General features: G+C 53.2%; 8 protein-coding genes. 1 reads left to right on the top strand and 7 read right to left on the bottom strand.

The window, feature by feature from the left end; genetic code table 11:
* Positions 1-117 precede the first annotated feature (117 nt).
* The 5 genes from VE954_RS22290 to VE954_RS22270 all read right to left on the bottom strand — a co-directional run bounded on the left by VE954_RS22290 (position 118) and on the right by VE954_RS22270 (position 9454).
* Positions 118-2058, bottom strand: coding sequence for a hybrid sensor histidine kinase/response regulator (locus tag VE954_RS22290; protein ID WP_324956911.1), 1941 nt, complete (start codon positions 2056-2058; stop codon positions 118-120).
* Positions 2037-2885 (bottom strand): protein-glutamate O-methyltransferase CheR, encoded by an 849-nt coding sequence (locus VE954_RS22285; protein WP_324956909.1) that lies wholly within the window; start codon positions 2883-2885, stop codon positions 2037-2039. Before VE954_RS22285 ends, VE954_RS22290 begins: the two co-directional genes overlap by 22 nt.
* A gap of 2 nt (positions 2886-2887) precedes the next feature.
* A complete protein-coding gene (locus VE954_RS22280; protein ID WP_324956908.1) occupies positions 2888-6058 on the bottom strand; it encodes a response regulator in 3171 nt (1056 codons plus the stop codon).
* Between the two features lie 220 nt (positions 6059-6278).
* Positions 6279-7316 (bottom strand): ChuX/HutX family heme-like substrate-binding protein, encoded by a 1038-nt coding sequence (locus tag VE954_RS22275; protein WP_324956905.1) that lies wholly within the window; start codon positions 7314-7316, stop codon positions 6279-6281.
* Positions 7317-7471: 155 nt separating this feature from the next.
* On the bottom strand, positions 7472-9454 hold the full coding sequence (locus VE954_RS22270; RefSeq protein ID WP_324956903.1) for a sensor histidine kinase: 1983 nt from the start codon (positions 9452-9454) through the stop codon (positions 7472-7474).
* Positions 9455-9611: 157 nt separating this feature from the next.
* Here VE954_RS22270 and VE954_RS22265 point away from each other — a divergent pair, with 157 nt between their 5' ends.
* Entirely contained in the window at positions 9612-9986 is a 375-nt protein-coding gene (locus tag VE954_RS22265; protein ID WP_324956901.1) for a hypothetical protein, read from the top strand.
* Between the two features lie 14 nt (positions 9987-10000).
* Here the strand turns inward: VE954_RS22265 and VE954_RS22260 are convergent, their stop codons facing one another.
* Together VE954_RS22260 and VE954_RS22255 are read right to left on the bottom strand one after the other, a co-directional pair.
* Positions 10001-11104, bottom strand: coding sequence for a hypothetical protein (locus VE954_RS22260; protein ID WP_324956899.1), 1104 nt, complete (start codon positions 11102-11104; stop codon positions 10001-10003).
* Positions 11101-11700 (bottom strand): YceI family protein, encoded by a 600-nt coding sequence (locus tag VE954_RS22255; protein ID WP_324956897.1) that lies wholly within the window; start codon positions 11698-11700, stop codon positions 11101-11103. The genes VE954_RS22260 and VE954_RS22255 overlap by 4 nt, the downstream gene beginning before the upstream one ends.
* Between the last annotated feature and the right edge of the window lie 331 nt (positions 11701-12031).

The raw sequence follows: 12031 nt of genomic DNA, 5'->3' as shown, positions 1-12031 counted from the left end.
AGAGGGAATCCATTCCTTCTGACTCTCTCGCTTCTCCATGTTCCGATTGTTCGCGGCAATCGTAACGATAGTGACAGAATTTAACGGGAAATAGATTCGGAACGGCTGAAAATAGCTTCAGCCGTTCTTTTTTTGTGCCAGCAGAGCGACCTGCTCAAAGAGCAGGCGCGGGTTCACCGGTTTGCTGAGATGGGTGGTATAGCCAACCGCGAGGCAGCGAGTTTTTTCCTCGGGAAAAGCATGCGCGGTGAGAGCAGCGATGGGCTTGCGATAGCCTTGCTCGCGCAGTCTGGCGGTCGCGGCATAACCATCGAGGCGAGGCATCTGCACGTCCATCAGTACGACATCAAAGTCCTCGGCCAGGGCTTTTTGAATCCCTTCCTCGCCATCGCTGGCCAGCACTACGGTAGCTCCGGCGCCCTGCAAAAAGCGACTCATCATCAGTTGATTATCCGCCGAATCATCGACGACCAAAACATGAATTCCATGCAGACGTGGCTTCACACCTTCGGCGCCCGCGCGCATCGGGGGCGTTGCTGGCTCCTGGATGATCAAGGGCAGACCGACCAGAATTTCAATACGGAAGGTGCTCCCCTCGCCCGGTTCCGTGGTGACCAGGCGCAGATCCCCATCCATGGCACGTGCGAGTTGTCGCGACAAGGCGAGGCCTAGTCCCGTTCCACCGTAACGCCGCGTCATGGATGTATCGGACTGCGTAAACGGTTTAAAAAGTCGGGATGCCTGCTCTTCGGTCATCCCTTCGCCGGAGTCCCGGACCAAAACCACCAGCCTGGCCTGATCGGTGGCCAGCGTTTCACATTTCACCGCGACGGAGACCTGGCCCAGCGCGGTGAACTTGATCGCATTGCCGATAATGTTCAGGAGCACCTGCCGAAGGCGTAGCGGATCGGTCAGCACCACAACCGGCAGCGGCTCGACCAGGTCCAGGACCAGGCCCAGACCTTTTTCATCGGCCTTCAATTTAAGGCCGATCAATGATTCCCTGATCAACTCTCCAAGGCACACCTGAACTTTTTCAGTTTCCAGTTTGCCCGCTTCCACTTTGCTTAAATCAAGGATGTCATCGATCAGATGCGCAAGCTGCTCACCATTGCGCTGGATGGCTTCGATACACTGCGCTGGCGTCAGCCCACTGGTTTCGGGTTCCTTCAGGAGTTCACTGAAACCAAGGATGGCGCCCAAGGGTGTGCGAATCTCATGACTCATGTTGGCCAGGAAGGCGCTTTTCGCTTTGTTGGCAGCATCAGCCAAAATCTGCGCCTGACGCGACGCCTCCTCAGCCCGTTTCTGATCATCAATATCCGTCGCCCCGCCGATCCATTTATTCAGAACACCCTCGGCATCCTTCAAGGGCTGGCCACGAAGGAGGTGCCAGCGCCAGCTCCGATCGGTGCGACGGAGCAGGCGAAGTTCGATTTCAAAAATCCCGCCGTCTTCGATGGCCCTTTGCCATTCCGCCCGATAGCGTTCCTGTTCCTCGACATGCATGGCAGCCATCCAATTGTCCTGCAGATTGTCAGGATTGCCATTATCATATTCCGACCAGCGCGGGCTCAGATAGGTAATGTCACCGCGTGGGTTGGCAGTCCAGACGATATGGGGGCTGACCTCGGTGAGGACGCGGTATTTTTCCTCACTCTCCCGCAGCATCAAACGACTTTTGTAGGCTTCCACAAAAACACGAACCTTGCTCAGCAGCACGAAACTATCGATGGGCTTATAGAGAAAATCCACAGCGCCGGACTCATAGCCTTTAAACATCATATGCGGGCTATGCGCAGCGGCGGTCACAAAAATGATGGGTGTGGACCGGCTTCGGGCTCGACCACGCAGAAGGACGCTCGTTTCAAAACCATCCATATCCGGCATCTGCACGTCGAGCAGAATCACGGCAAATTCATGGTCGAGCGAGAGACTCAGAGCTTCAGCTCCAGAGGAAGCCTTATAGATTTGCTCGCCCAGCTCGGCAACAATGCGCGTCATCAAAAGCAGGTTTTCAGCGCGATCGTCCACAATCAGTATTTTTGCTGGCTGCATGAAATCCTCTTTTGATAGATACGGGTTGTTGGAACAACTTCTTCATAGGCTGGACCCAGCAAGGAAAACTGTAGACTTTCCTTCATACCCAAAGCCAAAAATCCGCGATGACAAAGACTATCATCAAAAAGCTTAAGCGCCCGCTGCTGCAGACCGCTATCGAAATAGATCAAGACGTTGCGACACAAAATCAACTGCACTTCAGAAAAAACACTGTCGGTGACCAGGTTATGCTCGGCAAAGACGATGTGGTCGCGCAAACGTCGATCCATGGCGGCCATACCATAATTGGCCACATAATAACTGGCAAAGTCCCCTTGGGGAAGAACACGGTGATAGTTCTCCGTAGCCTTCTGTAGGGTCGCCATGGGATAGACGCCGGCGCGAGCTTTTTCCAGGGCCACAGGATTGATATCGGTCGCATAGATAATCGAGTTCTGCAGCAAACCAGCCTCGCGTAGCAAAATGGCCAAGGAATAGACCTCCTCGCCCGAGCTGCAGCCTGCATGCCAGATTTTAATGGATGGGTACGTGGCCAGCCTTGGGACAACCTGCTGATTCAGTGCCGCATAAAACGGCGGATCTCGAAACATCTCGCTGGTGGTGACCGTCAAGTGCCCCAGGATGGCGCTAAAAAAATCGCGGTCATTCACAATACGCTGGCGCAACTCCGCAAACGTTTCCAAAGTATAACGCTGCATGACAGAATCAAAACGCCGACGCAAGGATTGGGGCATGTAGCCACGAAAATCGTAGCCGTAAAGCTGGTAAATACTTTCCACCAGACTTTGCATGTTTTCCGGATCCCAGGACGCATCCTGTCTCATGATTAAAACCCCTGCGGTGCCAGCCAAACCCGAATCAAGGAAACCAGGCGTTCCAAGTCCACAGGTTTGGCCAGGTAATCATTCGCACCAGCGGTCAGACATTTTTCCTGATCGCCTTTCATGGCTTTGGCCGTTAAAGCGATAATCGGCAGCTGCTTGAGAGCCTTGTTCTGGCGGATTTTCTGCATCGCCTCCAGACCATCCATAACCGGCATCATGACATCCATCAGCACCAGATTGATGCTGGGAACCTTGCTCAGGATATCCAACGACTCCTGGCCGTTGCGCGCGGTCAGCACCGTGGCGCCGCGATCCTCCAGTATATGCACCAGGGCAAACAGGTTGCGCATGTCATCATCCACGACCAGAATGCGGGCATCGGCAAAGGAACGTTCTAGAACACGAGCTTCCTTGAGCAGGGCTTGGGACCGGACCGAAAGGTTATCTTCGATGCGATGCAAAAACAGAGTGGTTTCATCCAGGAGGCGCTCCATCGAACGGTCTCCTTTCACGACAATGGCCTCCGCGTACCGGCGAATGCGCTGCTCTTCATCATGGGAAAGTTTTTGTCCCGTGTAGACGATGACAGGCGGGTGGCCTATGCCTTCTTCACGACTCATGCCCTCCAGCAACTCCAGCCCGGTCATGTCCATGAGGTTCAATTCCAAAACCATGCAGTCAAAGGTCTGCTGACGCAGTTCCTGCATCGCGGCCTGACCACTGCGTACTCCTGTGATGCGCACCCCATCCGACCCCTGAATCAATTGCGTCATGGCCTGCAGCTGAAACGCATCATCTTCCACGATCAGGATATTCTTAACCGTTTTTTCGCTCAGACTTTCAATTCTCTGCAAGGCCGCCTGCACGTCATCGAGTTGGACCGGCTTCATCAGATAGCCGATGGCACCGAGATAAAGCGCATTACGGCTATAGTCTGCACCCGATATCACATGCACGGGAATAGGCCGGGTTCGAGGATTGGATTTCAATCTCTCCAGCACTTCCATACCGCTGATACCCGGCAGCCCTAGATCCAGCACAATACCATCGGGCATGTAATTCAGCGCATCGACCATACCGCGCTCGCCGCTCTCACTGAGCAGACATTTAAAGCCGCGTTCCTGCACCAGCTCGCGCAGCATCTGGGCGAAGCGGGGATCATCATCAATCACCAGAATGGTTTGATCCTGGGGCAGCAGCTGATCGCGGTCGTCATGAAATCCCTCGCGAGCCGCTAGAGGGGGTCCCTCTTCCATAGGGATCGTTCGGATCGAGGGCATCGGTTTGCCTTCATCCGCGTGTTGAGTATCCAACACGAGCACTTCCCTGGGCAAAAGCAGGGTAAAACAGCTACCGACTCCCACTTCACTGGTCACCAGAATCCGCCCTTGCAGAAGGTTGGCCAGTTCACGGGAAATGGAGAGACCAAGGCCTGTCCCTCCATAACGCCTCCCAATGCTGCCATCCACCTGGCGGAAGGCTTCGAAGATCAATTCAAATTTATCGGTGGGGATACCAATGCCGGTATCCTTGACTTCAATGGCCAATTCATAGTCCGGATATGCGGGACCGGCTCCTGATAAACGAACGGAGACCTCGCCCTTATCCGTAAACTTGATGGCGTTGGATACGAAATTTTTAATGATCTGCTCCACACGCTGGGGATCGCTGATGATGGAACGGGGACAGGATGGTTCCATGATGCAGCGCCAGCTGACGCCCTTGTTCGAAACCAGGCTCTCAAAGCTGCGATCGATATTCTGCTGCAGGTTGGCAACCGGGATTTCGCAGCGCTGTAAATCGAGTTTGCCGGCCTCAACCCGTGACAGATCCAGGACATCATTGATGAGATTCAAAAGATCGTCACCAGCCGCATGCATTATGCGAATGAAATCCAGCTGCTCGTTGGTCAGGTTACCCGTGGTATTCCTTTGCAGCAATTGACCCAGAAGAAGAATGCTGTTCAAGGGCGTGCGGAGTTCATGCGACATGTTCGCCAGGAATTCGGATTTATAGCGACTCGTGGTTTCCAGCTCGCGCGCTTTTTCATCAGCATTCAGCTTGGCCTCACGCAAATGCCGATTGAACATTTCGAGTTGGGACTTTTGGTCTTCAAGATATTTTTGTTGCTGCTCAAGCTCGGCATTGTTTTCTTCCAAAGCACTCTGCTGCATTTCCAGTTGGCTCTGCGCCTGCATCAAAGCCTGGGTTTGCCGACTCAGCTCTTCATTGGAGGCATGCAGCTCCTCCTGTTGTGCCTGCAGCTCTTCCGTCTGCTTCTGCGTTTGGGTCAGCAGTTCCTGAAGCCGCACGCGCTTGGCGGCCGAATTCATGCGAATGCTGGCATATTCGCTGACATAGTGCAGCAGGTTGAACGCTTCCGCATCGAAGGCGTGAAGCCCGGCAATCTCCACCACACCGATAACCTGATCATTGAACAGCATAGGCACAGCCAGGATATGCTGGGGTGCCACACGACCCAGAGACGATTCGATGACCACATACGAAGCCGGTGGATTCTTCAGCTCGATGATTTTGGCGCTGGCGGCCGCTTCGCCAATGAGGCCTTCCTGCATCTGGAAGATACTTCGGGCTTCTGGACCAGGCGTATAAGCATAGGTTGCGACCCGTCGCAGTTCGTTGTGTTCCCGAAGATAGAAAGATCCTAGCGCGGCTTCCACATATTCACAGGTTGCCTTCAAGAATGTACGAGCCAGACTTTCCAGGTCCAGTTCCGAGCGAATGGCCCCCGTGATGGCCGCACGCCCCTGGTTCACCCAGTCCTGCTTTTGCAAAAGCCCATGAGCTTTTTCGGTCGCTATCTGCTGATCGGCAAGAGCCTTCTGCGAGACTATGAAACGCCGCACGACGAAAGCCACGAGCCAGGTGGTGATGACACCGAAGCTACGATTGATGACAACAACTGCCAGTGTCAATTCCTGCTGTGTGCTCTTCCAGTAGCCAAGCACAATGACCAGCGTTACCAGGGCTGCGAGTTGAATGGGAAAGAAAGGACGGCCGGAATAAAGGGAAAGCGTAACCAGGGCGATATAAGGTATCCAGATGGCGACGCCGAGGGCTGCCTGGGTGTCCAAGGCAAAGATGCCAATGAGCGCCAGGATCAGGCTTACCATGATCCAACGCTGCCGCGTCACCGATTGATTTTCGAACACGTTTTTGCTCTCCTGGGCCAGCTGACTCAGCCTATCAGGCGATTAGCAACATTCAGCAGCGATGTCAAATGATTCGGCCCAGGATGCAGCGCCGTCGGGCGGAAATCCAGGAGTGCAGCGTAATTCCTACAGGCGTTTTGGACGCGGAATGAATGGGATGATCCTGGGTTTAAGCAGGATCATCCTCTCAAACGATCGCAACAAAAGACTCGGTCGGACTTTAGATGTTCCGCAGCGTGGCCAGCAATTGTCCCCAGGTTTCTGAGGGTTGCAGGTTATCCTTGCGGTATCCAAACAGGCTTAGGATCAGTTCACCTGGGGCGCTGAACACGTCCAGGCTGCTGATGATTCCATGGCGGGTGGGTTTATGAACGATAAAGACCCGATGCATCCCGCGCGTATTGATATGCAAGTTAAAGGCAGGGTCCAGGACATGGAGCCAATCGCCCATTTTCTTAAAATTGCGAATGGTGCCACTGTAGATTTGAATCATGCCTCGATTGCCGACACAAGCTATCAGGGGTTCGCTCTGCAGCTGAGCCTTTTGCAAAAGGTCCTGCACGGCGCCTAGCTCCAGCTCCTGAACAAATGAAGCCTCCGCAATATGCATGGCTTGCAGTCGCGAGACCTGATGCTTGCGCAGCATCCCGAAAAAATCATGCGTATCCTGAAACTGGGTCCAGTCCCGACGAAATTCATGAATTTCCGTCAGGGTTATCGCCCGGAACTTTTCCATCTCTAGAGCGGGAATCAATTTCTGCGGTGCAATCCAATGTTCCAATTTCAAATCGTCAACGAGCGCAGCAAAGGCGTCGCCGTGTCCATCCTGCTCCAGGTAAATCTTGTGAACCGCCATTCCACTTTCATCAAAGATCTGCAGGCTGTGGAGGATGCCACCCGTATGGGCCACCTGGGCGGCGAACAGATATTTCCAGCAGTTGGTCAACATCCGCAGGTCGATGTTTTGCCCTTGAATGAAACCCATCGCGCCGTTCCAAGTAGCGGGCGCATAGTGTCCGATACATTCATGCACCACCCACGCGTTGCGGCTCAGAACCATGACATGACCCAGTTGCGGCAGACGATCAAATAGCTCGCACCAATTCGGTTGCAGGGGAACGACCGTCTTGTTATCCAACTGACAAACCAAAGCCCCCATTTCGCTGGCGGCCAAAGCCTTGGCAATTTCGGCCAGGCGATCCCTGGGATTTGCTTCTCGATAGGCAAGGCGACGATCGTTCAATGGGAGATTTTGCACTCGACACTCCTACCCGTTCAGGGACGACCCGGTACAGAATAATGATAATAAATATCATTATCACTATCGGTTGAAAAGGTGAAATCTTAATGGATCGAAGAAAAAGCCGGGGCCACGCAGCTCTATCCTATAAATACAGTGGCTTAACTGAAAACTTAGGAAGCCCGGGAGACAGGATCAGCCGCAGCGGCGGTCAGGAGGGGAAAGCGAATTTCAAATGTGGTTCCTGAAGGGTCGCCCGGCTGGCTCGCAACCTGCGAAAGAACTTTGACAGTTCCCTGGAACTGCTCGACATAAACCAGAGCAATGGGCAGCCCGAAACCGGTGCCCGTTTCGTTGGCCGTTCCCGGCCTTGATGTGGCTTTCGTAGGATCAAAAAGTTTTTCGATGAGCTCGGCAGGAATGCCTATACCCTGATCATCGAAACGGATCACAGCCTGATCCTGATCGCGCGCGATTTTAATCCGGATCGTGCCGCTTTTTTGTGAGAACTTGATTGCGTTCGACATGAAGTTACCGAGAATCGTGTGTTCCAGGGCGGTCGCTTCTGCCAGAACATGGATCGGTTCGCTGGCCTTTTCAACTTGAACAACAAGCTGTTTGGCTTCGATCTTTTCCGCAAAATTAAGCAAGAGGCCATCCACAGTTTCGTGAAGGTCAATCCGCATGCGGTTGAGGGTTTTCTTGCCCGTGGTCACCGCAATCATCTCACGCACGTGCGCGACCAGATCAAACTGTTGATTGACCGCGCGCTGGATGCGTTCCAAATTCCGAATCAGCGAATTCGAAGGTTGCTGACGCCTGAGCTCCAGATCCACCGAGGTTGAGATAACCGAGATGGGCGTGGACATATCGTGAGTCATGACGCGAACCAGGGTGTTGAACCAGTCGAGACGCACGGTGGCCAGTCTCTCGTTTTTCTGGGCCACGTCCTTTTCCGCTTCCAGATTCTTCATCCGATGCGCAAGACCGAAGTAAACGATCACCATCTCGAGCAGGACACCCACATGGAAGGAATAGTCCGTGAAGATATTGGATGGCAAAAGATTATAAAGTTTCAACATCAGCACGGCCGTCATCGAGAGCAGGGCCAGCTGCGACAGAATCATATAAAGGGCGGAGCGAAACCCTTTCTGCCACACATACCATCCCGTGGCCACGACAATGATCGTCGCTGGAATGAGCTGCGCATTGATGCTTTGATTGGCTAAACGCGAGTAGCCCAGAAGATTGAAAATAATCGGGATGATGTTGAGCGCGATCATGACATGAAAAATACGGGCCACCCGCGGAAAGCGCTGGTCCGCTTCGTAGAAACATTTCAACATCAGAAAGAGTGTGACCGCCACCAGGCTGGAAAAAATGGGCGCCAGATAAACCCAACCGCCGATTGCAGGCCAGGGCATGAGCCAGTCCAGGATTCCTTCAAAGTTGGCCAGGACGGCGAGCGTGCTGCCGACATACGCAACAAAATAAAGATGCACGTGCTGCCTTGTCAGGAACCAGGTCAAGGCATTCGAAATCATAAGCGCAAAGAGGAGACCATAGAAGACACCCTGAAAAACCAGGGTAGGCGTTAGACGCTCCGTAACCCAGACCGGACCGACCTGCAGCGTAAAGGACGCATCGAGGATGCCACCTACCGATTGGATGCCAAGGACATAATCGTGGACACCCGGAGGGGGCGTTTCGAGCATCAAATGCAGGCCGAGACTGTGAACGGAACGCTGCTCGGGAGGAACGGAGGCTCCGCCAATAGCCTCGGGTTTCAGCTGGCCATCCACAACCTGATAAAGCGAGACGCGCTGCAGGGTGGATTCCTTCATCGACAGCACAAGCCGTGGCGTCCCCTTGTCCTCGACGACCAAACGGAACCTGACCCACAGGGTGGCATCGGCATAACCCATGTTCAAAGATTTGCGGGCGATATGCTGGGTGAATTCCTGAGCAAGAACACGTTGCGGATCGCTTAAAAAACGGCTTTCCTTATCCAAAAGGTAAGTCACCTGATTCTCAAAGCGGACTTCAACCTTGCCACGTGGGGAAATGCGCAGGGCTTCCTGGGCGCATAGCGGAGCCGAAGCGTTGGTGAAAACGCTTGCAAATAAAGCCAGGATATAAAAGAACAGACTTCGCATACCTCGTTTATCGGCAGGGAATTATGTTCGCCAAGAGAACCCGTAACGGCCCCCAAGGCCTCGGTGTTCCCGCTTATTAAAAGTCGTGGTATCAAGAGGTTAATAAGTTTATCTTTTGGTAATATTGCATGGGGCGAAGTCCGCCCAGGAGGAAAGAATGATGTCTTCCGTCGCTTCAAGCCGGCGTTTTATCGTAAGCGTGCTCCTGGCCGCAGTCCCCTTGACCGGCTGCAATTTTAAAGACGTAAAAGATTCCAGTGAAGACACCGCTGTGACGGTTGATCCGTCGGTACCGGTGAGTTTTGCTGAAATTCAAACCAAGATCCTGCAGCCGAGCTGTCTTGGCTGTCATTCCAGTAGCGCTGGCAATTCGGGTGGAGTGAACCTGGAGACATATGCCGTGGTCAAAGCCCAGGCTGCTGCCATTAAGAGTTCCACGGTGGATTCGAAGCGCATGCCGAAGGGCGATACGCTCAGCGCCAACTCGGTGGCTTTACTGAAGGCTTGGATAGAACAAGGAACGCCGGAGTAAGGCTCCGGCTGTTTTTAGAGCCAGTACTGCATCACGAGCCAGGCACTGTCCACGAGTTCATCGTACTGCGGTGTCTTCTGCTTCTGCCATTCGCCGGACAGAATCAGGTGCGGGCGCGGGGCCCATCGCAGGCCTGGGCCGTAGCCTTGAAAGTCCAGTTCGTCGGCTTCGCGGTCGGTTTTTTTGGCCTCGTGAGTCAGACTCAGATCCAGGCCACGAAGGATTTCGTAGGAAACTTTAGTGTAGGTCACGAAGCCTTCGATGAGTTCACCCGTCGATGGAGCGACCCGCACCCAATCATACTCTCCGATCAATGCGACGCTTTTGGTGATGCCCCAAGTGAAGTTGGGACCAAATATCTCCCGTTTCGTTTCATCCGTGGCACGCGCTGAAAAATAACTGCCACCGATCCGAACATTGGGGTCCTGCCCCAGGTACGCACCAGAAACGGCGAACCCTTTCTCGCTGTCCACGCCCTCATCATCCGGACGGCCACCGATACCCGTAAAAGACAGGACATACTTTTCAGCGAGATAATTCACTTCCGCATTGTATGTATCCGAAAATTCGTCCCAGCCAAGACCACGACGTATCTGAGCCGTATGGTTAGGGATATGAAGGCCGTAGTTTTTCAAAAATTTACCCGCACGAACACTGAGTGAGTCGCTGATGTTCACAGCCACAAAGTGCCGTGCGCTGCCCCACTTGTCATCATCACTGGTTTCGGGTGAATTAATATCACGACCGAAGTTGACAAGAACCGTCACACGCTCCGTGCTCCAGCCCAGTTCCACATCAGACTGCATCAGGAAATATCGACCCTGGCGAAACCGGGGGTTGTCCGTATAAGTTTGCACCGACCGAAAGCCGCCGCCCACCAGCAAGGATTCGGGAAGTTTTTTGACGAGCCCGTGCAAGGGCTGGCCTTCGCCTTCTTTCGCCCAGGTGCTCATAAATTCTTCCGAAAGACCGCGCCCATAAGCTGTGAGGGTTCCGCCACCGGCCATGTCCACATGGCAAGCGCCGCAGTTCACATAACCGTGCCGCACAGTTTCCGGAAAAGCATGGGCCGATCCGGCTAAAAGAAAAAGCAACGAAAGCGTCAGAAAAAATTTCACAGGGCAACCACCTTGGCCAGCGTTTTCACTTCGACGTCAAATTCATCACCCACCTGAAGGCCCAAATGCTTGCGCCGAGTGATACCGAATTCAGTCAGAGACAGTTTGAAATTGAAAACATATTCAATCTTATCCCCATCCTTACGCGTGGACACCTGGCCCTTGACGGGTTTTTCCACGCCATGCAAGGTCATTTTCCCTTCAAACGGCTGATCCTTGGTTTCCTTTGTCAAAACCGTGCTAGGGTCCTCCCAAGGCAATAAGGTAGGGACGAATTTGGCCTCAGGAAATTTCGTGACTTCAAGATCTTCCTTCATGTGCTTGGCGCGGGTATCCATATCCAGCTGCAAATTATTCAACGGAAATGTCGCCTGACCTTCCACCACTTTGGATGACGTAATTTTGAACTTGCCGGCGACACCTGTGCCTTTGCCATCGAACTTCACAATATTTTTCAAAGTACTGCCTTTGAAGCTGACTGTGGAATTCGTCGGCAATATATCGACGGATACGGGCTTGGCCGCAAGTGAGAGGGTGCCCTGGGTCAAAAGACCGACTAACACGAGACTATGTGCGATCAATTGGACGCGCCTCATGGCTAAACTCCTCATGGGACCGGGTTTCCAAATAGACAAAGTCCTTTGTTTAAACTGTATACTCTGGCCCAAGGCAAGTCTATTTTGTTGAATATTCGGTGGAAATTAAATCTGTCGGGCCTCAGAGGCATCTGAACTTCAGGCGTCTCAGTAATCGAATCAGGTCATATTGATCAAACCTTCAGCACTGTTTTGCCGCTTTCGGTGTTGCGTGCAAGTCGAGCCCAAAAAAAAGCCCCCGGTCAGGCCGGGGGCTCGAGAAAAAAGACTGAGACGAAACAATGTTATTTATCGAGATTCAGGTGTTTACCCAGAAACGCTTGCGACTCTG

It is taken from the genome of Oligoflexus sp. (assembly GCF_035638955.1).
Taxonomy (GTDB): Bacteria; Bdellovibrionota_B; Oligoflexia; order Oligoflexales; family Oligoflexaceae; genus Oligoflexus.
Note: the sequence above shows the minus strand (reverse complement) of the source record. Positions and strands in the feature narration are given on the sequence as shown.